Below are 22,797 nucleotides of genomic sequence, written 5' to 3' on the forward strand. Positions count from 1 at the left end.
AGCCCGCCTGCCACCCGCATGGAACAGTTCCTCCTGATCGCCGCCGCGCATTTCCTCGCCCTGCTGTCGCCGGGGCCGGACTTTTTCCTGATCGCCCGGACCTCGCTGTCGGCCGGATGGCGGACGGCTGGCGGGGCCTGCGTGGGCATCGCGCTCGCCAACGGCGTGTTCATCGTGGCGGCGTTCGCCGGCCTGTCCGCGCTGCGCGTGGGCAGCCCGTGGTTCACCGGCATCCAGCTGGCCGGTGCTGCCTACCTGCTCTACCTGGGCGTGCTGTTCATGCGCCATGCGGGCCGCAGCCGCCTGGACGTCTCCGCGGCCGCGGGCGCCTTCGCGCCAGGGCGCGGGGCCCGGTGGCGGGCCGCAGGCATGGGGTTTGTCTCGGCCGCGCTCAATCCGAAGAACGCGCTGTTCTATGCGAGCCTCGCGGCCATGCTGGCCGGACCGCAGGCCACGCCGGGATGGAAGGTGTTCTACGGCGCGTGGATGTTCTGCGCCGTGCTGCTGTGGGACCTGGCGGTCGCCGTCGCGATCGGCAACCGGGCCGTGCTGCACCGCTTCGCGCGGGCGCTGCCCTGGCTGGAGCGGGTGTCGGGCGCCGTCCTCGTCCTGGCCGGCTGCCTCGTGATCGCGATGCTCGTGCGCGGGGGATGAAAAAAAGAAAGCCGCCCCGGCGGTGCCGGGGCGGCTTGTCATCGGCCCACGGGCCGCGATGGCATCAGAGTTCGCCCAACTGCGCCTGGGCGACCGCGGGCAGGTGGCTCTTGATGAAGTTCTGGATCACGCTGCACGGCAGCAGGAACGGCCGCTGCGTGATCGTGATCGTGCAGGTCTGGCCGCTCACCATGAAGGTGCCCGCCACGGGGCCGAGCGGGGTGCCCACGGTGAACGCGCCACCGCTGGGGCCGCCGGTGATCGTGCCGCCGTGCTCATGGATCATGGTGGCGATCTTGACGAACAGCTCCTGGGCGCTGCCGGTGAAATCGACGCTGAAGGGAGGGCAGGATGCCATGGGGGTGCTCCTTCCTGGAGGTGGGGCGTCCAGGCTCAGCAGCAGCCGAACTTGTAGGTGTAGATCGCGGCACCGTTGAGGAAGACGGTGATCTTTGCGCCGCAGGGGATGATGCCGCAGGTATCGACGCAGGCCTTCAGCTGCGCTCCGACGGGGATAGGGATGGGCAGGGTGAAGCAAATCTTGCCCAGGACAGGAACCTGGACGCAGACCTTCCGGGTGGCCGGATCGTACGACGCTCCCACGCAGACCTGGATGCGCAGCGCGTCCACATCCGGCAGTTGGGCGCGCAGGTTGTCGAAGTTGTCTGCCGAGGCCGCGTCGGAGAACCCGGCCACCGCGAAGTTCGGCAGATGCTCATCGCCGCCAGATGCCTTGGTTTGATTGCAATTGCAGTCGGACATGGTTTTTTCCTCTCTCGATTCGTTGCTGTTGAAGTCGGCCGGAGCCATGCAACTTGTCTGCTTCCGGCCGTAGGGGGTGCCTTCGCTTCGTTCGCGATACCGTGGGGGACGGAATCGACAACGGGGCGGAAGGCAGGCGGATTCTGTGAGCCGGCGGCGTCTTCAGCCTTTAACTGCGTCTTTATTCTTCTGAAGAATCCTTAATTCCATGCAATGCGAAAAAACGTCGAACCGATCGAAATCAGATATTTCTTATTTTTATGGTTGGTTAATTTTTATTTATAGGTTTTGGACCGGGCGGCCGCTATCCCTGCTGGGGGCGAGTGAGGATGCGATTGCATCCGATTACATCGACATCGTTCGCTGCAAGGGCCGGGGGTAGAGTGCAGGACGCGGGGGAGGAAACCGCAGAGCCTGTGCAAGAAAGAAAACGATGGCCCCAGAATTCGCGTTTGACCATTTCGTGCTGAAGGTGCGGGAGCGTCAATTGCTCTCGCACGGGTGCCCGGTCGCCCTGGGCACCCGTGCCTTCGACGTGCTGTGCACGCTGGTGCACCGCGCCGGCATGCTCGTGACCAAGTCCGAGTTGTTCCGGCAGGTGTGGCCCGGCATGGTCGTGGAGGAGAACAACCTGCAGGTCCACGTGTCCGCCCTGCGCAAGCTCGTGGGCGCGGACCGCATCGTCACCATCCCCGGCCAGGGCTACCGGTTCGTGGCGCGCGTGGCCCGGCCTCCGGAGCCGGGACAGGAGGCCCCCCAGGCCCCTCATGCGCCGTTGCACGATGCGTCCACGGGCCGGTCGATCGCGGTGCTGCCCTTCGGTGCGGGCCCCGATGCCGCCCAGCGCCACTTCGCCGATGGCCTGGCGGAGGACGTCATCCAGCGGATGTCCCGGTCGCGCTGGATGAGCGTGATCGCCCGCAATGCGACGCAGCGCTACGGCCACCCCCTGCCGCCCAACGCGGTGATCGCCCGCGAACTGGGCGTGCGCTACCTCGTGGCCGGCCAGGCACGCTTCCATGCGGGGCGGGTGCGCGTGACGGCCGACCTGATCGATGCCACCCGCAACGAGACCATCTGGACCGAGAGCTACGAGCGCCCGGCCGATGACCTGGCGGCGGCGCAGTGCGTGATTTCCGCGGCCATCGCGAGCGCGGTGGAGCCCGTCCACCTGCGCCGGGAGGAATGCCTGCACAGTGCCGCGCCGCCGCAGGATGGCGATTACTGGCCGCTGCTCATGCGGGCGCGCTGGCACTTCTGGCGCTCCGGCCGCGACCACCTGCGGCAGGCCGGACACTACGCCCGCCGGGCGCTGCAGGCGCGGCCCGACGATGCCCCCAGCCTGGCCCTGCTGGCCTTCGTGCACATGGCCCGCGTGTGGGCGGGACGCTCGGAATGCGTGCGCGTGGACGCTTCCGAGGCGCGCCGCCTGGCGCTGCGCGCGGTGGGCAGCGACGATACCGATGCCTTCGCCCACTTCACGCTCGGCACCGCACTGTCGTTCTCCGGCCATTTCGCGCAGGCGATGTCGGAGCAGGAACTGGCCCTGTCCATCTGCCCGCAGTTCGCGGCCGCCACCGGCGAACTCGGGCGCCTGCTGGCTTTCAGCGGGCGCGCCCGCGAGGCGGACGACCGTGCCCGGCAGGCCTGCGAGGCCAGCCCGCTGGACCCGCAGATGAGCCTGTGGATGCGCACGCGGGCGCTGGCCCGGTTCGTGGAGGGCGATTACCTCGGAGCCGAGGCCTTCGCGCTGCAGGCGCTCGCCCAGCGGCCGGACTGGCTGCTGAACCACTACCTGCTGGCGGCCTGCCAGACCGCCGCCGGCCATGGGGCCGACGGACGCCGCACCCTGGAGCAGGCCCGCCGTTTCGGCCCCTATCCGGCCGAGGCGCTGCGGGCCGGCCATCCGTTCGTGGACGGGGCCGTGCTGGCGCACTACACGGGCTGCCTGCGGCAGGCCGGATGGCGGGGATAGCCGGAGGGCCGGCCCCCGGGGGCCGGGTGAGCCTCCGTCAGCGGCCGTGCAGGAAGTCCACCTGCGCGGGCCGGCCCGGCAGCGACAGCGTGGCCGCGGGCACGGGGCTGCCTGCCAGCCGGCGTCCGCGCCGCCAGACACCCAGCCGCGTGGCGCGCAGGCGGATGGCCTCCGCGGGCGTGCGTGCATGCAGCAGCACGAAATCCGCGTGGCAGCCCGGGGCGAGCCCGTAGCCCTCCAGGCCCAGCAGGCGGGCGGGGTTGCCGGTCACGGCGTCGAAGCACTGCCGCATCGCGTCCTGGCCCGTCATCTGCGCCACATGCAGGCCCATGTGCGCGGCCTCCAGCATGTCGGCGCTGCCGCCGCCGTACCACGGGTCCATCACGCAATCGTGGCCGAAGGCGACGGTCAGCCCGGCCGCGAGCAGTTCGGGCACGCGCGTCATGCCGCGGCGCTTGGGGTAGGTGTCGTGCCGGCCCTGCAGGGTGATGTTGATGAGCGGGTTCGCCACCACGCCCAGTTGCGCCTCGGCCATCAGCGGGATCAGCTTGCTCACGTAGTAGTTGTCCATGCTGTGCATCGACGTGAGGTGCGAGCCCGTGGCGCGGCCGTGCAGTCCCAGGCGGTGCGTTTCGTGGGCCAGGGTCTCCACGTGGCGCGACAGCGGGTCGTCGCTCTCGTCGCAGTGCATGTCCACGCGCAGGCCGCGTTCGGCGGCAAGCTCGCACAGCAGCCGCACGCTCTCGGCGCCCTGTGCCATGGTGCGCTCGAAGTGGGGAATGCCGCCCACCACGTCCACGCCCAGGTCCAGCGCCCGGCGCAGGTTGTCGAGGCCGCCGGGCGTGCGCAGCACGCCGTCCTGCGGGAAGGCCACCAGTTGCAGGTCGAGGTAGGGGGCCACGCGGCGCTTCACTTCCAGCAGGGCTTCCACCGGCAGCAGGCTGGGGTCGCTGGTGTCCACGTGGCTGCGGATGGCCAGCAGGCCGCGTGCTACCGCCCAGTCGCAATAGGCCAGGGCGCGCTCCACGATGGCCTCCTGCGTGAGCAGCGGCTTGAGTTCGCCCCAGAGCGCGATGCCCTCGAGCAGCGTGCCGCTGGCGTTCACGCGCGGCAGGCCGTAGGAGAGCGCGGCATCGAGGTGGAAATGCGCATCCACGAACGGCGGGCTCAGCAGCATTCCGGCGGCATCCACCGTCTCGTGGGAGGGCGCGCGCAGCCCTTCGGTGATCTCGGCGATGCGGCCGTCCTGCACCGCCACCGACATGGAGGTACGGCCGTCGGGCAGGGTAGCGTCGTGGATCAGCAGGTCGAGCATGGGGTCACCGGGGTTCGTAGATCGGGCGTCGTTGGGGACGAGGCAGGGACGGAGCCTGCCGGATTGCATATTCTGGGCCAGCCGCCCGTGCGCATGTGGCGGTCACGGCCAGCGCACCGCCACGTTCCAGCCGGAGGCCGACAGCAGCGGCTTGAGCACCCACTCGGTGTTCGTCCGCGCTTCGCGCAAGGTCTCGGGCGTGGCGCAGGCCTGCTCGACATCCTGTTGCGCGATGCGCAGTGCGGCCTCGATCGCCTGGGTGCGGTGCTCCGATCCGGGCACCAACGGCTCCAGGCCGCTGCCGTGCAGCGCATAGAAGTACGAGCCGCCCTGGTCGCGCGGGCCGTGGTTCACGCGCGCCGACACGGTGCGCGGCGCGGGCAGCGCCAGCACGGCGGTGTGGGCGGCCGTGTCCACCTGTTCGTAGCGGGCGGCACGCAGGTCCGTGCCCACCAGGCAGTCCCCGCGCGCCACCAGCAGCACGCGGGTCTCGCCGATCGGCAGCTCCCAGCGGGTCCAGGGGATGCCCTGCGTCATCGTGCGGTGGAATTCGATCACGTTGGCGTAGCGCACGCGGACGGAGACGAGGTCCCCCAGGGATTCGACCGCGACCATGGGCGGGGCCGGAGGGGCTGCGGGAGCGGCCTGCCGGCGGCCCACGGTCCAGGCCGCTGCGGCCGCAAGGGCGGCGGCGAGCAGGAGGGCGGAAAGGGAGACGCGTCGCATGCCCCATTGTGGCCCCGCGCGTCGAGCGGGCGCCAGGGCGGGGCTTTCCGCGAGAACCCGGAGCGCGGGCGGCGGGGGCGGCCGAGCGCCATGCCGCGGGAGCGTAAGCTCTTCCTTCTAGGGTGCAGCGGTACCGAGCCGTCGCCCTGTTGTGTCTCACTTTGCGGAGTTCGATCCCATGCAATTCGCCTACACCATCCTCTACGTCCAGGACGTCGCCCGGTCCATCGCCTTCTACGAAGCCGCCTTCGGCCTGCAGCGCCGCTTCCTGCACGAGGGTGGCGACTACGGCGAGATGGAGACGGGCGCCACCACGCTGGCGTTCTCGTCCCATCAGCTCACGGCGCAACTGGGCAAGAACCCGCGCCGCGCCAGCGCCGACGCGCCCAGCTTCGAGATCGCCCTGACCACGGACGACGTACCCGCCGCCCTGGCGCGCGCCGTGGCCGCCGGAGCCCGGCAGGTGCGCGCGCCGGAGCGCATGCCCTGGGACCAGACCATCGCCTATGTGGAAGACGGCGACGGCGTGCTGGTGGAGCTCTGCACGCCCGTGCAGGCGGGTTGAGATCCTGCGCGCCCGGCGGTGTTCAGGCCGCTTGTGGGGACGCGCGCCACGCCATCCGCGTGAGCCGGTAGAGCACGTGCGGGCGCACCGCATGGCCCTCGGGCACGGACGGGTGCTCGAACGCCTCCGCGGGTGACTCGCGCATGCCCAGGCGCGCCATCACCGCCTGCGAGCGCCGGTTGCGCTGCGCGGTGAAGGCGACGATCTCTTCCAGGCCCAGTGCATCGAAGCCTGCACGCAGTGCCAGCCGCGCCCCCTCCGTGGCCAGTCCGCGACCCCAGAAAGGCCGTGCGAGCCGCCAGCCGATCTCCACGCAGGGCGCGAAGGGCAGCGGCGCCGTGGGCCGGTGCAGGCCGATGAAGCCCATGAACGCTCCACCTGGCGCGCCCGCGCCGTCATGGCGTTCCAGCCATTCTGCCGCCCAGAATCCCCATCCCTGCCGGTCGATCAGCGCCTCGATGCGGTCGGCCATGGCGTCGCTCCGGGCGCGGTCCAGCGGGGCGGGAAAATGCTCCATGACCACGGGGTCGGCATTGAGCGCGGCGAACGGTGTGCGGTCTGCGGGCGTCCACTGGCGCAGGCGCAGCCGGGTCGAGCAGAGCAGGGCGGGGTCGATGGAGGCGGGTGCGTCCGGAGTGCGGTTCGACATCCACCGATGGTAGTGCGTCGCGTGCCCGTTCCTCAGCGCTCGCCCTTGCGGTACGGCTTCATCAGCGCCTGCGGATACGCGGCCTTGCGGGCCACCAGCACCAGCGCCAGGATGGACAGCAGGTAGGGCAGCATCAGGTACACCTGATAGGGCAGCCAGGCGTCGCCGGCCTGCTGCAGGCGCAGCTGCAGCGCATCGAAGAACGCGAACAGCAGCGCGCCCAGCAGTGCCTTGCCGGGCCGCCACGAGGCGAACACGACCAGGGCCACGCAGATCCAGCCGCGGCCGTTGACCATGTTGAAGAAGAAGGCATTGAACGCCGAGAGCGTGAGGAAGCTGCCCGCCACGCCCATCAGCGCCGAGCCTGCCACGATGGCGCCGGTGCGCGTGGCCGCCACCGAAATCCCCTGGCCTTCGGCCGCCTGCGGGTTCTCGCCCACCATGCGCACCGCCAGGCCCAAGGGCGTGCGGTAGAGCGCCCAGGCGAGCAGCGGCGCCAGCAGCAGGGCGAGCAGCGTGAGCGGCGTCTGCGCCGAGAGAATCGGCACGCCCAGCCATTCCATCGGCGCGAACGGCGTGATGGTGGGCGGCGTGTTCACCTTGGGGAAACCCACGCGGTAGCCGTAGTAGCTGAGCGCCGTCGCCAGCAGCGTGATGCCCAGGCCCGAAACGTGCTGCGACAGCGCCAGCCCCACGGTCAGCCAGGCATGCAGCAGGCCGAACACCGCGCCCGTGAGCGCCGCCACCGCCACGCCCGCCCACAGGCCGTGCCCCCCATACACGGTGAGCCAGCCCGTGAAGGCCCCCGCCACCATGATCCCTTCGATGCCCAGGTTCAGCACGCCCGCGCGTTCGCACAGCAGCACGCCCAGCGTGCCGAGGATGAGGGGCGTCGCCACGCGCAGCGTCGCGATCCAGAAGGCCGGATTGGCGAGGATGTCGAGCAGTTCGGTCATTTCCAGCGCACACGGTATTGCGCGAGCAGGCCCGCCACCAGCACCGCGATCAGCGAGGCGGCGACGACCACGTCGGCGATGTAGGTGGGCACGCCGATGGCGCGGCTCATGCTGTCTGCGCCCACCAGCACGCCGGCCACGAAGATGCCTGCGGCCACCACGCCCAATGGATGCAGGCCTGCCAGCATCGCGATCACGATGCCGCTGTAGCCGTAGCCCGGCGACATGTCGAGCGTCACATAGCTGGTGCGGCCCGCGACCTCGATCGCACCGGCCAGGCCCGCCAGGCCGCCCGAGAGCAGGGCCACCAGCACCACGGTGCGCGTGACCGGCACGCCCGCGAACGCCGCGGCCCGCGGATTCGCGCCGGCCGCGCGGATGTCGAAGCCCGGCACCGTGCGCGCCAGCAGTGCCCAGAGCAGCACGGCCAGGCCCACGGCGAACAGCAGGCCGGTGTGCAGGCGCGAGCCCGGCACCAGGCGCGACAGCTCCAGGTCGCCCTGCAGCGCCACGCTCTGCGGCCAGCCCAGCGCCAGCGGGTCCTTCATCGGGCCGTCGAGCAGGGCCGAGACCAGGAGCAACATGACGAAATTCAGCAGCAGCGTGGTCACCACCTCGTCCACGCCGAGCCGCGCCTTCATCAGCGCCGGGCCCAGCAGCAGCGCGGCGCCGGCCAGCGCCGCGGCCAGCATCATCAGCGGGAACAGCACCCACGGCGACCACTCCAGGCCCGTGCCGCCATGCATGCCGCCCACGGCCACGGCGGCGATCGCCCCGGCATAGAGCTGTCCTTCGGCACCGATGTTGAAGAGGCGTGCACGGAAGGCGACGGCCGCGGCGAGGCCGGTCAGTATCAGCGGCGTGGCGCGCGTGAGCGTCTCGGTGAGCGCGAAGACCGAGCCGAACGCGCCTTGCGCCAACAGCGCATAGGTCCGGCCCACGGGTGCGCCGGCCCACAGCACCAGCAGCGCGGAGACGAGCAGCGTGAAGGCCACGGCGCCGATGGGCGCGGCCACGTAGGCTGCGGCGGAAGTGCGGTGGCGTTTTTCGAGTCTCATGGGGTCTTTTGTGCAGGGCCCGCACCGGTGCCTTCGCCGGCCATGGCCAGGCCGATGGCCTCGCGCGTCCATTGCCCGGCAGGCAACGCTTCCGTCAGGTGCCCGCCGTGCATCACCGCCACGCGGTCGCCCAGTTGCAGCACCTCGTCCAGGTCGTCGGAGATGAGCAGCACGGCCGCCCCCGCGTCGCGCGCGGCGATGAGCTGCTGCTGCACGAAGGTGACGGCGCCGATGTCCAGGCCCCAGGTCGGCTGGTGGGCGACGATGAGCCGCGGAGCGATGAGCTGCTGCTGCACGAAGGTGACGGCGCCGATGTCCAGGCCCCAGGTCGGCTGGTGGGCGACGATGAGCCGCGGAGATTCGGGGTCGTGTGGATCGGGTGACAGCAGCGCCCGCCCGAGGATCAGCTTCTGCATGTTGCCGCCCGACAGCGAGCGTGCCGGCACATCGGGCCCGCCGCCGCGCACGTCGAAGGTCTCGGCCACGCGGCGCGCATGCTGGCGTGCGGCGCGGCGCCTGATCCAGCCGGCGGTGAACCAGGGGTGCGAGAACCAGCGGCTGCCCAGGCGTTCGGAGACGGCGTTCTCCCACACCGGCAGGTCCCCCACCACGCCCACGGCATGGCGGTCCTCGGGAATCCGGGCCACACCCTGGGCGACGAGGCGCTGGGGCTGCGCCGGCAGCGGCCGGCCCTGCAGCAGGGCGCTGCCCCGCGTGGGCACGCGCACGCCGCACAGCACGTCGGCCAGGGCCACCTGGCCATTGCCGGATACGCCCGCGATGGCCGTGATCTCGCCCGCGCGCAGCACGAGGTGCACGCCGTGCAGCGCATCGCGCCCGCCGGCGGTATGGACATCGTCGAGAGTGCAGACGGCATCACCCACGTGCTGCGCGGGCCGGCGCTCGGCGCGCTCGACGGCGTGCCCCACCATCCACTGCGCGAGCTGCGCCTGCGTGGTGCCCTGGGCGGGCGCTTCGGCCACCAGCCGGCCCTGGCGCAGCACGGCCACGCGGTGCGACACGCGCAGTACCTCGCCGAGCTTGTGGCTGATGAAGATGATCGACAGGCCTTCGGCCACCATCTGCCCCAGCGTTGCGAACAGTGCCTCGCTCTCCTGCGGCGTGAGCACCGCCGTGGGCTCGTCCAGGATCAGGATGCGCGCCCCGCGGTAGAGCGCCTTGAGGATCTCCACCCGCTGGCGCTCGCCCACGGAAAGATCGCCCACGCGGGCATCAGGCACCACGGGCAGGCCGAAGCGCCGCGATACCTCCAGCAGCCGGGCGCGCGCGGCGCTGCGGCGCGAGAACGGCTGCCACAGCGGCTCGCTGCCCAGCAGCACGTTGTCCAGCACGCTCAAATTGTCGGCCAGCGTGAAATGCTGGTGCACCATGCCGATGCCCGCCGCCAGCGCCGCGCGCGGCTGGCCGGGGGGCAGCGGGCGGCCGAATGCCTCGATGCTGCCGGCGTCCGCCACGTAGTGCCCGAACAGGATGGACATCAGCGTGGACTTGCCTGCGCCGTTCTCGCCCAGCAGCGCCAGCACCTCGCCGCGCGCGAGCGTGAGCGAGATGCCGTCGTTGGCCACCAGGCTGCCGAAGCGCTTGGTGATGCCGGAAAGGCGCAGCACGGTGTCCGGCGCAGCGGCCGGCAGGGGAGCGGACATGGGAGGCGGGGCTCCGCCTTACTTGGCCGTGGATTTGGGCTGGCTGTCGTCCACCTTCACGGTGAATTTACCGGCAAGGATCTCGGCCTCGCGCGCCTTGACCTTGGCCACCACATCGGCCGGCACCTTCTTCTCGAACGTGCCCAGGGGCGCGAGGGACGAACCCTTGTGCTTCATCATCGAGTACGGGCCGTAGTCCTCGGCCGTGAACTTGCCGGCCTTCACCAGCCCGATGGCGCGGTCCACGCTCGGCTCCATGTGCCACAGGGCGGAGGCGACCACGGTGTCGGGGTACTGCGGCTGGGTGTCGATCACGTTGCCGATGGCCAGCTTGCCCTTCTCCTTGGCCGCGTCGCTCACGCCGAAGCGTTCGGCATAGAGCACGTCCGCGCCCTTGTCGATCATCGCGAAGGTGGCTTCCTTGGCCTTCGGGGGATCGAACCAGCTGTTGATGAAGGTGACGGTGAACTCCACCTTCGGGTTCACTTCCTTCGCGCCAGCCATGAAGGCGTGCATCAGGCGGTTGACCTCGGGGATCGGGAAGCCGCCGACCATGCCGATCTTGTTCGTCTTCGTCATGCCGCCCGCGATCATGCCGGTCAGGTAGGCGGGCTCCTGGATGTAGTTGTCGAACACGCTGAAGTTGGGTGCCTGCGGCTTGCCCGAGGAGCCCATCACGAAGGCCGTCTTGGGGAAGTCCTTGGCCACCTTGCGGGCGGCGGACTCCACGCCGAACACCTCGCCGAAGATCAACTGGTTGCCACCGTTGGCGTACTCGCGCATCACGCGCTCGTAGTCGGCATTGGCCACGTTCTCGCTGCTCTTGTACTCGATCTCGCCGCGCGCCTCGGCCGCCTTCAGCGCCTTGTGGATGCGGCTCACCCACTGCTGCTCATACGGCACCGTGTAGATGCCCGCCACCTTCAATTTGGCCTGGGCGAAGGCCGCCATGGGTGCAAGGCCCAGGGTGGCCGAGATGGCCAGTGAGGTGCAGAGCAGGCGGCCGGTGAAGAGGCGGCGGGTGGTCATCGCGGGTTCCTTGGGTCGAGAGAGAGAAGTGACGTAACGATAGGGTCGGCGGACTCAAGCAGGATGCATGCCACTTGGGCTGGGCGCCGGTCCCTTGTTTGGTGCCTTGGGTGTATAGCGGGTTTTTTACTCTGCGAGCAACCAGGCTATCCCTTGGTCGGAGCAGAGTTCAATTTTTTACAAAAAAATACGTTACTTGGCCTTCTTTCACTTAACTGAAACAAGCTGTTTGCACATAACATCGTTCCGTTCTAGGGAATCTGAAATAGTTCGGGGTGGGGGTTGAATGAACGGAAATAGCCGCGGAGCGGAGGCGGAAGCGCGCGCGCTGCCTACGAGTGCGCTCGATTTGAAAGAACAGCAGGAGGCGGGAGAGGGGACGGCTTATGGCCCATTGCATGCCCTGTGCCTGGTCGCCCGGCTGCACCACATTGCCTGCGATCCTGCGACGCTGGCCCACCGGCTGGGGCTGGCGGCCAACGACCGCATCGGCACGCAGGAATTGCTGCAGGCCGCCAGGCTCATCGGCCTGAAGGCCAGGAAGGTCCGCACCAGCGCCGCGCGGCTGCCCCTCAGCCCGTTGCCCGCCATGGCGCTCGTGGCCGACGATGCGCCGTCGGCCCGGCAATCCGGAACGGTCAAGGCCGTCGTGGTGGCGCAATGCGATGGCCAGCGGGTGCTGCTTCAAGATCCATCCGGTGCCGGCGAGCAGGGCCGCCCCACCATCGAATCCGTGGAAGATTTCGCCAGGCGCTGGACCGGCGAATTGATCCTGGTCTCCAGCCGCGCCAGCCTGGCGGGCGAGCTCGCCAAGTTCGATTTCTCCTGGTTCATCCCCAGCCTGGTCAAGCACCGCAAGCTGCTGGGCGAAGTGCTGTTCATCTCGCTGATGCTGCAGCTGTTCGCGCTGGTGAGCCCGCTCTTCTTCCAGGTCGTGATGGACAAGGTGCTGGTGCACCGGGGCCTCACCACGCTGGACGTGCTGGTCGCGGGGCTGGTCGTGGTGGTGGTCTTCGAGAGCCTGCTCAACGGATTGCGCAGCTACGTCTTCAGCCATACGACGAGCCGCATCGACGTGGAACTGGGTGCGCGCCTCTTCAGGCACCTGGTCCAGCTGCCCCTGGCCTACTTCCAGGCCCGGCGGGTGGGGGACTCCGTGGCGCGGGTGCGCGAGCTGGAGAACATCCGCAGCTTCCTCACGGGCAACGCGCTCACCGTGGTGCTCGACGTGCTGTTCTCCATCATCTTCATCGGCGTGATGCTGGTGTACAGCGTGCCGCTCACGCTCATCGTGCTGGTCAGCCTGCCGCTTTACGTGGGCTTGAGCCTGGCCGTGGTGCCCGTCCTGCGCAGGCGGCTCGACCACAAGTTCGCGCGCGGCGCGGAGAACCAGGCGATGCTGGTGGAGACCGTGACGGGCATCCAGACCGTGAAGGCGAGCGCGCTGGAGCCGTCCTTCGCGCGCCGCTGGGACAACCAGCTGGCCGCTTACGTCAGCGCCAGCTTCAAGACCCAGAACCTGGCGGCCTGGGCCCACGAGGGTGTCGGCCTGATCGGCAAGCTCGTCAACGCCGCCACGCTCTGGTACGGCGCCCACCTCGTGATGGACGGCGGGCTGACCGTGGGGCAGTTCGTGGCGTTCAACATGTTCGCCCAGCGGGTCTCGCAGCCCATCATGCGCATGGCGCAGCTGTGGACGGACTTCCAGCAGACCGGCATCTCCATGGCCCGCCTGGGGGACATCCTCAACACCCGCACGGAAGTGCCGCCGAGCAGCGCGGCGCAACTGCCGCCCATCAAGGGCCGGGTCACGCTGGACGGCGTGCATTTCCGCTACCGCCCGGAAGCGCCCCCCGTGCTGCACGGCGTGGGCCTGGACATCCGCCCGGGCGAGGTGATCGGCATCGTGGGCCGCTCGGGCTCCGGCAAGAGCACGCTCACCAAGCTCGTGCAGCGCCTGTACGTGCCCGAGCAGGGCCGCATCCTCGTGGACGGCATCGACATCAGCCTGATCGACGCCGCGCAATTGCGAAGGCAGGTCGGGGTGGTGCTGCAGGAGAACCTGCTGTTCAACCGCAGCGTGCGCGAGAACATCGCCATCGCGGACCCCGCGGCGCCCATCGAGGCGGTGGTGCACTCTGCGCGCCTGGCCGGGGCCCATGACTTCATCAGCGAACTGCCCGAGGGCTACGACACCATCGTCGGCGAGCAGGGTGCGGGCCTCTCGGGCGGGCAACGCCAGCGCATCGCGATCGCCCGCGCGCTCTTCACCAACCCGCGCATCCTCATCCTCGACGAGGCCACGAGCGCGCTGGACTACGAAAGCGAGGCGATCGTGCAGCGCAACATGGCGCACATCTGCAAGGGCCGCACGGTAATCATCATCGCCCACCGGCTCTCGGCCGTGCGGCATGCGCACCGCATCATCGTCATGGACAAGGGCCGCATCGTCGAAGCCGGTCCCCACGATGCGCTCATCCAGCGGCCGCAGGGCCTGTATGCGCACCTCTGGCGCATGCAGGGCGGCGGAGCGGGCAACGTGCCGCCGCTGCAGCCTGGTGCGCAAGCCGCGCAGGGAGCGGCAGCATGAGCGCGGGCACCCCCATGCACAGCGCCAACGAGCCGGCCATCCCCCACGAACCCGCACACACGCCAGCCCCGCGCCACCCCGCCATCGAACTGCTCGCACGCTACCGGGACATCCTGCGCGTGGCCTGGGCGCATCGCCACGAACTCGCCGGGCCGCGCCGGCTGGCCGACGAGCAGGCGTTCCTGCCGGCCGCATTGAGCCTGCAGGAAACCCCCGTCCATCCCGCACCGCGGCGCCTTGCCTGGGCGCTCATCGCGCTCTTACTCATTGCGCTGGCCTGGTCCATCTTCGGCAAGATCGACATCGTTGCCGTCGCGTCCGGCCGCATCATCGTGAGCGACCGCACCAAGCTCGTGCAGCCGCTGGAAAACAGCGTCATCCGGCGCATCCTGGTGCGCGAGGGCGACCATGTGGAGGCGGGGCAGGCCCTGGTGCAGCTCGACCCCACCGCAGCGCAGGCCGACAAGACCAGCTTCGACGAAACCCGGCGCTCGGCGCAATCCGAATGGCTGCGCACGCGCGTGCTGGGAGACCTGGTGTCGCGCGCTGCCCGGGGAGAGGGCGGCCTGCGCGGTGCGGAAGCTGCGCTGCCCAAAACATTGGTGCCCAGGGAATGGAGCGCCGAGGATGCGGACAACGCCCGGGCCCAGCTGGCCGCCGAGTGGAGCGACGTCACGGCGCGCCTCTCGAAGTTCGCGGCCGAGCGGGCCCGCCGCGAAGCGGAGATCGCCACCGTGCGCGCCATGATCGACAAGCTCGATGCCACCCTGCCCATTGTGCGGCAGCGCGAGCGCGACTTCCAGGCGCTGGCGGACCAGGGCTTCATGTCCGGCCACGCCAACCAGGACCGCATGCGCGAGCGCATCGAACTCGAACGCGACCTGGGCACGCAGCAGGCGCGGCTGCACGAGGCGCAGGCGGCCCTGCAGGAAACGCAGCAGACGCGGGATGCCTACCTGGCAGAAACCCGCCGCACCTTGAGCGAGCGGCAGTCCCAGGCCGAACTCAAGCGCCTGCAGAGCGCGCAGGAGTGGAACAAGGCCGCATTGCGCGAGCGCCTGGCCACCCTGGTGGCGCCCGTGAGCGGCACCGTGCAGCAGCTGGCCGCGCACACCGAGGGCGGCGTGGTGACCGAAGCGCAGGCGCTCATGGTCATCGTGCCCGACGGAGCGCACGTGAGCGCCGAGGTCACGCTGGAGAACAAGGACATCGGCTTCGTGGAGCCTGGCCAGGACGTGACCATCAAGCTGGAGACCTTCCCCTTCACGCGCTATGGCACGGTGCCCGCGCACGTGGAAACCGTCACGCGCGACGCCGTCAACGACGAAAAGCGCGGAGCGATCTTCCCCGCGCTGCTCAAGCTCGACCAGGCGTTCATCAACGTGGATGGCAAGGACATCAAGCTCGCGCCGGGCATGAACCTGACCGCGGAGATCAAGACGGGCCAGCGCCGGGTCATCGAATACCTGCTGAGCCCGATCCAGAAGGCCGGCAACGAGAGCCTGCGCGAGCGCTGATCAATCAATCAGCCAATCGATAAATAAGTAAATAAAGAACGAAAGAAGGGATGAAGAGCATGAACCAGGAAAGCTTGGAGAACGCCATCGCTGCCGCATTGCGTGAGGCCCATGTGCGCGATACGACGGGCGATGAGGACGACACCGCAGCGCGGGGCACCGCTGGAGCGGTAAGACAGCACGGATCACTGCGCGATGCACTCGCTGCGGCGATGGCCGCATGGCCGCAGGCATCCGGCCTGCCATCGATGCGGGACGTTGAAGTCGCGCAAGTCAAACCCATCGCTTTGTCGGACGCCATCGACGACGGATGGGCAAGCACGCGGCCGATGCTGTTGCAGCCCGGTCAAGGCGAAGAGGGGCAGACGGGTGTGTACGAAACGAAGCCCTGGATGTTGGAGTCGGGGAGTGATGCCTATCCGACGGCTACGGCTACGGGGACGGCGAATGCCGGAGCCGATCTCGCAAAGGCATTGTTGGGCGCCGCAGCGGGCGCTGGTTGGGCTGGCAGTTCTGCGCTCCTCGGAGCCCTGAGCGGGGCGACTTCCACAGTGGGCGGCTCTGCAGTGCTCGAGGGCAGCGTGCAGCAATTAGTGCAGGCGATGGCGGGGTTCTCTCCGCAGGGGGCGGGGCAGGTGACTCCAGGTGCTTCGCTGCCGGATCTGATGGTTTCACTGATCACGAATCCGCAAGCATAGTATTGAGATTTGCTTCGTATGGCAGCACATCAATAAACGTTTTTTCTTTCTTGTATTAAGCTGTCGAAAAATCGCTGGGTTTTGTGCATGCTCCAGTAAGGCCCGAATTAAGAATCGGCGCGATAAAAATTAATGGCTCAAAATTTGAAGGGACTCGATATGGTGGTCGTGATTTTCCAGGAGATTTTTTGAGGGATACAGAGGCTCTGTAATAATCGTAAGCAGGTGAATGAGGTGGTGAGATCGTTCGTTAAATTCCGGCAGGTGATGTGATGGAGGATGCGTGGAGAAATTAAAAAATGGAAGCGGCATGCATAAAGGCAGGCGGATCTTGGTGGTTTTTGTTCTGATGTGCCTGGGGGCGGGTTATTTGTTATGGCGTTTGATCCCGGGGACGTTTGCATTTGCACATGGATTTCAGTCGCAAGAAATGGCTGCTGTGCAATATGCCGACCAAACGGTGCGGGCAAATTTGGGTGGAATTTTTGTAGCTATTCCTTCATATTTTGTAGAGTATTTGGAATACGATGGTGATCCTGGGTGGAGAGATAAGGGTAGAGCGAGACCTGTGAGGACGTTAGATTCAAAAATAGCTAGCTTTGGTTTTGATGTGCGCTATCCAGACATGGCTGGAAAGAGTACGCCTGAATTATGGGGGGATTACAGAAAAAGGAAGTTATCGGATAGCCAGTGGATTCGCGTGGTTTTAATTTCTGGTGAAATATATCCAGGCCTTTATTCCACTGATCGTCTGGCGCGGCAGAATATTGATTCAAACCCCGGTGCTGGGATGGGGAAATATGAAAAACTAAGTAAAAATCAGCATGGTTTGGAGGTGTATGCTTTTGCTGGTGTGAATCCTAAAAATGGAAAGCCTTATCGTGAACTCCCGCATGCCGATGATGTTTTTGTAAAAAGAAACGGCGAGGATCGGGTGGTGACTTTCATAAAGTGTAGCAACAGACAAGTACCATCCGCACCTTGTAGTCAATATTTTGATCTAGAACCGGAAATGCATGTATCGGTGACTGTGAGTTATCGGCGTGGCTTGATTTCGGATTGGCAAGGTATTCAGGAGAGTGTGAAAAAGACGGTGTTGGGTTTTTCTGTTACTGGAAGATACTAAAGCTTGGGAGTGAATTGTGGAACTTTTAACCATATCGCAGTTGACGACGTATAAAGCGCAGATCGGGGCTGGAGGTGTTGAGGCTGCTAGGCAGGTATAATCCGATATTTATGCGAAAGGATATAATTATGCAGGTTGGGCTTTAGGTGTTGCCACCGGGGACACCATTACTGGGCAATCTGCTTTGGATTACCTCGGCGGCACGGCAATGATCGGACTTGGTGGTGATGCTTGCCGCAACTTGACGCCAGCGCAGATTGATAGTATTCGTGTCGACATGTCTATTGGATATATAAATACCCTGATTGACATTGCTGGAAGAAAAAATGGAATTGTAGATCGGGATGTGAATTTCATTGAAACATCCAATTTCCATCAACAAGCCTTTGAGAAGAATGGCCTGACTCTCGAAAATTGGACCCTCAATGTGCCCATGGAGATTATCCGCCGAGAAAAAGGCGACAAAGCTGTGGAAGATTTGTGGGCTCGCATTAGAGAAACCGGCGGCGATGGCATCGATGCTCTGGTCATCAGCACCAGTTTGGCCAATGCGGTGGGCCATGCAGCGTTCTCCTCGGATGCTGGACTTCGACAAATTGCCCAGGAGTGGATTGACAAGGTACCTGGCGTCGCTAACTGGAATCAGATATCACGGTTCATAGACGTCTTTTCCAGTTCGTGGAAGCTGACCCTGGAGGGAACCTCTCAAAACCCGGCCACTCCCTTGTTCACCGACAAGACCTGAGCCGTCCTCCTTGCCATGATCTCTCCTCGCAGCGCCTTGAAGTTCGATCTGTTTGCCGAGGCGTCGCGCCAGCATAAGAGAGATGAAGTGGGCGATCCGTTGCAGGTGATCGCGCGGCACATCGACTTCGCCGAGCTGGCGCGGCTGGTGGATGCACTCATCGAGCGCGGCGATGGCCGCAAGGGTGGTCGGCCGGCCTATCCCATCGAGGTGATGGTGCGCATCCTGGTCTTGAAGCGCCTGTACAACCTGTCGGACGAGCAGATGGAATACCAGTTGCTGGACCGGGCGAGCTATCAGCGCTTTTGTCTGCTGCAAGACGCGATGAACGTGCCGGACCGCAACACGATCTGGCGCTTCGGCGAGCGGCTGGGCGTTGACGGGGCGACGGCGTTGTTCCAGGGTGTGGATGCGCAACTGCACCGCCATGGCTACATCGCCCGTGGCGGACAGGCCATCGATGCCACGCTGGTGCCCGCGCCCCGCCAGCGCCTGGACAGGCAGGAGCGCGAGGCCCTGGCCGAAGGCAGAACGCCCGATTGGAGCGAGGCCGAGCGCCGGCAAAAGGATGTGGACGCCACGCACACGAAGAAGCACGGCAAGGGCTACTTCGGCTACAAGCTCAGCGTGAGCGTGGACCTCAAGCACGGCTTCATCCGCAGGATCGCCACGGGCACGGCCAGCGAGCATGACGGACACCACTTCGACGAGGTGCTGGACCTGCACAACACCGGGCGTGCAGTGCATACGGACAAGGCCTACGCGAGCCGGCAGCGCCAGCAGCTACTCAAGGTGCTGGGCTTGGTGGACGCGATGCAACGCAGGGCTCGGCCGGGCAAGCCACTGAGCGAGTGCCAGCAAAGGCGCAACCAGCGCATCGCAAAGAAGCGTGCCAAGGTGGAGCATGTGTTTGCCGGTCTCCGTCACCTGGGCGGCAAGTTCGTTCGCACGATCGGGCAGACCCGCGCCACGGTGGCGATGACGATGATGGCTGCCTGCTACAACCTCAAGCGCCTGGCGTCGTTCCTGCATCGGCAAGTGGATGCGTTCTTCAAGCCATCGGCTGCCAAGGCACGGGTGCGCCTGCAACCGTCAAAAGCGTGAGCCTTGCGGGGGGCAAAGGCCCCTGTACATGGGCTGCGTCCCACCCACCGAGCAGGTGTCCGAGCGCATTCGGGGCGCTGGAATCTGACGACACGCCGGAAAAACTGGCTGGTGGCGGTTGTGAGAGGCTCCCTGGAGGGGTGGGGCAACGACATCATTCGCACAGTTAATGACCTGTTCCTCCAAGCACTTAATTGGATTGCGCCAAAGGACCCCCTGGTCCTCGACCTGGACGGCGACGGCATAGAAGCGGTAGGCATCGACCCCACCCGCCCCATCCTCTTCGACCACGACGGCGATGGCACCAGGAACGCCACGGGCTGGATCAAGGGCGACGACGGCATCGTGGTGCTGGATCGCAACGGCAACGGCCTGATCGATTCGGGGCGCGAGCTGTTCGGCGACCAGACGCTGCGCGAGGGGGCGCAGGCGGGCCAGGGCATGTTCTATGCCAACGGCTACGAAGCCCTGGCAGGGCAGGACGGCAATGGCGACGGCGTGATCGACGCGGCGGACACGGCCTATGGCCAGCTGCGGATCTGGAAGGACGTGAACCAGGACGGCATCAGCCAGGTGGGCGAGCTGCACACGCTGTCCGACCTGGGCATCGCGCGCCTCAACGTCAAGGGCCAGCGCAGCAGCATCGACCTGGGCAACGGCAACACCCAGCCCTGGAGCGGCAGCTTCACGCGCATGGACGGCAGCCAGGGCATGAGCGGCGTGGCAGAGGTCTCGGGCAGCCTGCTGCTGGCCAGCAACAACTTCTATCGGGAGTTCCCCGACGACCCGGTGCCGACCGCCGCGGCACAAGCCCTGCCGCAGATGGGCGGCGCGGGGTGGGCACGCGACCTGCGCGAAGCCATGAGCCTGGGCAACGACAAGTCGCAGGCGCTGCAGGAGAAGGTGCAGGCCTTTGCGGCGGGCACGACGCGCGACGCGCAGATGGCGGCGGTCGATGGGCTGATCACCGAGTGGGCGCGGTCTTCGGGCAAGCTCGTGGAGACCTTGCGTTTCCACAGCCTGTATTTCGATGCGGCCACGCACCAGTGGGACATCGCGACGCCCGACACCCCCATCGACCCACGCCACCTGCCCGGCACGGAGGGCACGTTGTCGGTGGACATGCCCGATGTGGGAACGCTGTGGACGGATCCGGCGACGGGGCAGCAAAGGCCGCTGACGGAGGAGGACCGGACGGCGCTGTACAAGAAGCTCAATGCGCTGGAGGTGTTCAACGGCACGCGCTTCGTGACCTTCGACCGCAACGTGCGTCCTGATTCCAGCGAAGGCAGTGGTGGTACGCCGGTAGGTGGCAGCTCAGGCAGTGGCAATGGTGGTGGGGGCAGTGGTGGTGGGGGCAGTGGCGCGGAAGCCGACCTGACCTACCGGGTGTCCGCCCGCATTTCCACGACCCAGTTGGAACTGCTGGCCCAGAGCTATGAGCAACTGCGCGAGAGCGTGTATGCGGCGCTGGTGACGCAGACGAGGCTCAGGCCGTACCTGGACAGCGTGGAGCTGTTGGTGGACGAGAAGGGGATTCGTTTCGACACGTCGGCGCTGTCGTCGATGCTGGAGGCGAAGAAGGGGGCCAGCGAGCGTGATGGTTTGATTGATCTGGTTGAACTCATTGAATATCAGGGGCCAGTGGTTGGCGCTGTTGGATTCGACGGGGTCGGACTTCTTTCGCGTTGGATTGAATCCTTGCCAGCCGATGCGCCATTACGGTCGGAGTTGCCCGCCCTAAGGGTTTTCATGGCCACTGCGACGACAGGCTCCGACCGGAACGACATTTACTTGGGAGATAACGGCGCAAATAGTTTTTCTTCCGGAGCTGGAGATGATTGGCTTAGGGGCCTGGAGGGCAACGACCATTTGGCTGCTGGCAGCGGTAATGACGTGCTCGAAGGAGGTGCGGGCGATGATTCGCTGCAGGGCCAGGCGGGTAACGACCGACTGCTGGGTGGCGAAGGCGCGGATGTGCTGCAAGGCGGCGATGGAGACGACGTGCTCGAAGGGGGGGCGGGCAACGACATCCTGGCCGGTGGCGTGTATGACACCTGGAACGGCAACTACAGCGGCGCGGGCAACGACACCTACCTGTTCGGCCGGGGAGATGGGCAAGACATCATCATCGACGACGACGCTACCGTGGGCAACCTGGACAAACTCGTCTTCAAGACCGGCGTGGCCGTGGCCGACGTGCTGGCCGTGCGCGACGGCGACGCCCTGATCCTCAAGATCAACGGCACCACCGACCAAGTGCGCATCGACAGCTACTTCAGCAACGACGGCATGAACAACCGGCAGATCGAGGAGATACGCTTCACCGACTCGGCCACCACCGTATGGAAGCTGGCAGACATCAAAGCCCGGATGCTCACCGGCACCGCAGGCAACGACACCATCATCGGCTACGCCACGGCGGACACCATCAACGGGGATGACGGCAACGACACGCTGGAAGGGCGTGGTGGCAACGACCTGCTCGAAGGTGGCGCGGGCAACGACTCGCTCTATGGCCAGGCAGGCAACGACCGGCTGCTGGGCGGCGATGGTGCGGACGTGCTGCAAGGCGGCGACGGAGACGACGTGCTCGATGGCGGCGCGGGCAATGACATCCTGGCCGGTGGCGTGTACGACACCTGGAACGGCAGCTTCCGAGGGGCGGGCAACGACACGTACCTGTTCGGCCGGGGCGACGGCCAGGACACGATCTACAACGACGATGCTGCCGCAGGCCACCTGGACAAGCTGGTGTTCAAGGCGGGCGTGAAGCCCGCAGACGTTCAGATCGAGCGCCAGGACAACGAACTGGTGCTGCGCATTGCCGGCAGCGATGACCAGGTGCGCGTGATCAACTACTTCCTGGACGATGCGGCTGGTGGCTGGGCGCTGGGCGGGATCGGCTTCGAGGACGATGCGCAGACGCTCTGGAGCGTGCAGGACGTGAAGCTGATGGCGCTGCAGGGCACGGCGGGTGGCAACCGCATCGTGGGCTATGCGAGCGACGACACGCTGCAGGGGCTGGACGGCAACGACACGCTGGAAGGGCGCGGCGGCAACGACCTGCTCGAAGGTGGCGCGGGCAACGACTCGCTCTATGGCCAGGCAGGCAACGACCGGCTGCTGGGCGGCGATGGTGCGGACGTGCTGCAAGGCGGCGACGGAGACGACGTGCTCGATGGCGGCGCGGGCAACGACATCCTGGCCGGCGGCGTGTACGACACCTGGAACGGCAGCTTTCGGGGGGCGGGCAACGACACGTACCTGTTCGGCCGGGGCTCGCAGGCTGACCGGATCGTCGATGAAGACTCCACGCCCGGCAATGTCGATGTGCTCTCCGTGGGACCGGGAGTCGCGACCGATCAGCTCTGGTTCCGCCGGGAAGGCAACGACCTGGAGGTGAGCATCATCGGTACGGAAGACCGGGCCACGATCGCGAACTGGTACGCGGGCAGCGCCAATCATCTGGAGAAGATCCAGACGTCCGACGGAAAGGTGCTGCTGGACAGCCAGGTGGATGCTCTGGTGTCGGCCATGGCGGCGTTTGCGCCTCCCGCTGCCGGGCAGACGACCTTGCCCAACGACTACGCCACCACACTGCAGCCGAAAATTGCAGCCAACTGGCAGTGACCGGAAGCTCGCGTTGGGCATGAACCTGACC

The 22,797-nt window shown here is 66.6% G+C and carries 19 protein-coding genes; 10 read left to right on the top strand and 9 right to left on the bottom strand.

The features are described 5' to 3' along the window. The first annotated feature begins 18 nt into the window (after positions 1–18). Positions 19–654, top strand: a complete 636-nt coding sequence (locus ACAV_RS10030) for a LysE family translocator (protein WP_013594456.1) — start codon at positions 19–21, stop codon at positions 652–654. Positions 655–718: 64 nt separating this feature from the next. On the opposite strand, the gene ACAV_RS10035 is transcribed toward ACAV_RS10030, so the two are convergent. Continuing rightward, positions 719–1,012: a hypothetical protein gene (locus ACAV_RS10035; RefSeq protein ID WP_013594457.1), complete on the bottom strand. Its 294-nt coding sequence runs from the start codon at positions 1,010–1,012 to the stop codon at positions 719–721. A 35-nt stretch (positions 1,013–1,047) separates the two neighbouring features. Next, on the bottom strand, positions 1,048–1,464 hold the full coding sequence (locus tag ACAV_RS10040; RefSeq protein WP_049791083.1) for a hypothetical protein: 417 nt from the start codon (positions 1,462–1,464) through the stop codon (positions 1,048–1,050). 385 nt (positions 1,465–1,849) lie between these two features. Here ACAV_RS10040 and ACAV_RS10045 point away from each other — a divergent pair, with 385 nt between their 5' ends. Then, positions 1,850–3,391 carry a winged helix-turn-helix domain-containing tetratricopeptide repeat protein gene (locus tag ACAV_RS10045; RefSeq protein WP_013594459.1) on the top strand — a complete coding sequence of 514 codons (1,542 nt, stop codon included), beginning with the start codon at positions 1,850–1,852 and terminating at the stop codon, positions 3,389–3,391. Between the two features lie 37 nt (positions 3,392–3,428). Here the strand turns inward: ACAV_RS10045 and ACAV_RS10050 are convergent, their stop codons facing one another. Beyond that, a complete protein-coding gene (locus ACAV_RS10050; RefSeq protein ID WP_013594460.1) occupies positions 3,429–4,706 on the bottom strand; it encodes an amidohydrolase family protein in 1,278 nt (425 codons plus the stop codon). 102 nt (positions 4,707–4,808) lie between these two features. Further along, positions 4,809–5,432 (bottom strand): DUF4230 domain-containing protein, encoded by a 624-nt coding sequence (locus ACAV_RS10055; protein ID WP_013594461.1) that lies wholly within the window; start codon positions 5,430–5,432, stop codon positions 4,809–4,811. A 178-nt stretch (positions 5,433–5,610) separates the two neighbouring features. Here ACAV_RS10055 and ACAV_RS10060 point away from each other — a divergent pair, with 178 nt between their 5' ends. Further along, positions 5,611–5,997 carry a VOC family protein gene (locus ACAV_RS10060; protein ID WP_013594462.1) on the top strand — a complete coding sequence of 129 codons (387 nt, stop codon included), beginning with the start codon at positions 5,611–5,613 and terminating at the stop codon, positions 5,995–5,997. A 22-nt stretch (positions 5,998–6,019) separates the two neighbouring features. On the opposite strand, the gene ACAV_RS10065 is transcribed toward ACAV_RS10060, so the two are convergent. From ACAV_RS10065 to ACAV_RS10085, 5 genes are read right to left on the bottom strand one after another with little or no spacing between them, the layout of a single operon-like run. Next, positions 6,020–6,646: a GNAT family N-acetyltransferase gene (locus ACAV_RS10065; protein WP_013594463.1), complete on the bottom strand. Its 627-nt coding sequence runs from the start codon at positions 6,644–6,646 to the stop codon at positions 6,020–6,022. A 32-nt stretch (positions 6,647–6,678) separates the two neighbouring features. After that, entirely contained in the window at positions 6,679–7,602 is a 924-nt protein-coding gene (locus ACAV_RS10070; protein WP_013594464.1) for an ABC transporter permease, read from the bottom strand. Then, entirely contained in the window at positions 7,599–8,660 is a 1,062-nt protein-coding gene (locus ACAV_RS10075; RefSeq protein ID WP_013594465.1) for an ABC transporter permease, read from the bottom strand. The genes ACAV_RS10070 and ACAV_RS10075 overlap by 4 nt, the downstream gene beginning before the upstream one ends. After that, the gene (locus ACAV_RS10080) at positions 8,657–10,324 is read right to left on the bottom strand and encodes an ABC transporter ATP-binding protein (RefSeq protein ID WP_013594466.1); all 1,668 of its coding nucleotides are present in this window, start codon (positions 10,322–10,324) and stop codon (positions 8,657–8,659) included. Before ACAV_RS10080 ends, ACAV_RS10075 begins: the two co-directional genes overlap by 4 nt. Before the next feature lie 18 nt (positions 10,325–10,342). After that, on the bottom strand, positions 10,343–11,353 hold the full coding sequence (locus tag ACAV_RS10085; RefSeq protein ID WP_013594467.1) for a BMP family protein: 1,011 nt from the start codon (positions 11,351–11,353) through the stop codon (positions 10,343–10,345). Positions 11,354–11,639: 286 nt separating this feature from the next. On the opposite strand from ACAV_RS10085, the gene ACAV_RS10090 reads away from it, so the two are divergent. The 7 genes from ACAV_RS10090 to ACAV_RS23810 all read left to right on the top strand — a co-directional run bounded on the left by ACAV_RS10090 (position 11,640) and on the right by ACAV_RS23810 (position 22,766). Continuing rightward, positions 11,640–13,943: a type I secretion system permease/ATPase gene (locus ACAV_RS10090; protein ID WP_013594468.1), complete on the top strand. Its 2,304-nt coding sequence runs from the start codon at positions 11,640–11,642 to the stop codon at positions 13,941–13,943. Continuing rightward, entirely contained in the window at positions 13,940–15,460 is a 1,521-nt protein-coding gene (locus ACAV_RS10095) for an HlyD family type I secretion periplasmic adaptor subunit (RefSeq protein ID WP_013594469.1), read from the top strand. Before ACAV_RS10090 ends, ACAV_RS10095 begins: the two co-directional genes overlap by 4 nt. Positions 15,461–15,510: 50 nt before the next feature. Further along, complete coding sequence (locus ACAV_RS10100) at positions 15,511–16,158, top strand: hypothetical protein (protein WP_167539389.1); 648 nt, start codon at positions 15,511–15,513, stop codon at positions 16,156–16,158. A gap of 283 nt (positions 16,159–16,441) precedes the next feature. Next, complete coding sequence (locus tag ACAV_RS24575) at positions 16,442–17,284, top strand: hypothetical protein (protein WP_157768750.1); 843 nt, start codon at positions 16,442–16,444, stop codon at positions 17,282–17,284. A 184-nt stretch (positions 17,285–17,468) separates the two neighbouring features. Beyond that, positions 17,469–18,029: a hypothetical protein gene (locus tag ACAV_RS24580; protein ID WP_157768751.1), complete on the top strand. Its 561-nt coding sequence runs from the start codon at positions 17,469–17,471 to the stop codon at positions 18,027–18,029. Positions 18,030–18,047: 18 nt separating this feature from the next. Beyond that, a complete protein-coding gene (locus ACAV_RS10105) occupies positions 18,048–19,133 on the top strand; it encodes an IS5 family transposase (RefSeq protein WP_049791218.1) in 1,086 nt (361 codons plus the stop codon). Positions 19,134–19,253: 120 nt separating this feature from the next. After that, positions 19,254–22,766: a calcium-binding protein gene (locus ACAV_RS23810; RefSeq protein WP_049791086.1), complete on the top strand. Its 3,513-nt coding sequence runs from the start codon at positions 19,254–19,256 to the stop codon at positions 22,764–22,766. Positions 22,767–22,797 lie beyond the last annotated feature (31 nt).

Origin of the sequence: Paracidovorax avenae ATCC 19860 (genome assembly GCF_000176855.2) — a bacterium.
Lineage (GTDB): Bacteria > Pseudomonadota > Gammaproteobacteria > Burkholderiales > Burkholderiaceae_C > Paracidovorax > Paracidovorax avenae.

Excerpts from the sequence above, each read along its gene's own strand:
- ACAV_RS10030 (WP_013594456.1), top strand. The coding sequence starts at position 19 with ATGGAACAGTTCCTCCTGATCGCCGCCGCGCATTTCCTCGCCCTGCTG.
- ACAV_RS10035 (WP_013594457.1), bottom strand. The coding sequence starts at position 1,012 with ATGGCATCCTGCCCTCCCTTCAGCGTCGATTTCACCGGCAGCGCCCAG.
- ACAV_RS10040 (WP_049791083.1), bottom strand. The coding sequence starts at position 1,464 with ATGGCTCCGGCCGACTTCAACAGCAACGAATCGAGAGAGGAAAAAACC.
- ACAV_RS10045 (WP_013594459.1), top strand. The coding sequence starts at position 1,850 with ATGGCCCCAGAATTCGCGTTTGACCATTTCGTGCTGAAGGTGCGGGAG.
- ACAV_RS10050 (WP_013594460.1), bottom strand. The coding sequence starts at position 4,706 with ATGCTCGACCTGCTGATCCACGACGCTACCCTGCCCGACGGCCGTACC.
- ACAV_RS10055 (WP_013594461.1), bottom strand. The coding sequence starts at position 5,432 with ATGCGACGCGTCTCCCTTTCCGCCCTCCTGCTCGCCGCCGCCCTTGCG.
- ACAV_RS10060 (WP_013594462.1), top strand. The coding sequence starts at position 5,611 with ATGCAATTCGCCTACACCATCCTCTACGTCCAGGACGTCGCCCGGTCC.
- ACAV_RS10065 (WP_013594463.1), bottom strand. The coding sequence starts at position 6,646 with ATGTCGAACCGCACTCCGGACGCACCCGCCTCCATCGACCCCGCCCTG.
- ACAV_RS10070 (WP_013594464.1), bottom strand. The coding sequence starts at position 7,602 with ATGACCGAACTGCTCGACATCCTCGCCAATCCGGCCTTCTGGATCGCG.
- ACAV_RS10075 (WP_013594465.1), bottom strand. The coding sequence starts at position 8,660 with ATGAGACTCGAAAAACGCCACCGCACTTCCGCCGCAGCCTACGTGGCC.
- ACAV_RS10080 (WP_013594466.1), bottom strand. The coding sequence starts at position 10,324 with ATGTCCGCTCCCCTGCCGGCCGCTGCGCCGGACACCGTGCTGCGCCTT.
- ACAV_RS10085 (WP_013594467.1), bottom strand. The coding sequence starts at position 11,353 with ATGACCACCCGCCGCCTCTTCACCGGCCGCCTGCTCTGCACCTCACTG.
- ACAV_RS10090 (WP_013594468.1), top strand. The coding sequence starts at position 11,640 with ATGAACGGAAATAGCCGCGGAGCGGAGGCGGAAGCGCGCGCGCTGCCT.
- ACAV_RS10095 (WP_013594469.1), top strand. The coding sequence starts at position 13,940 with ATGAGCGCGGGCACCCCCATGCACAGCGCCAACGAGCCGGCCATCCCC.
- ACAV_RS10100 (WP_167539389.1), top strand. The coding sequence starts at position 15,511 with ATGAAGAGCATGAACCAGGAAAGCTTGGAGAACGCCATCGCTGCCGCA.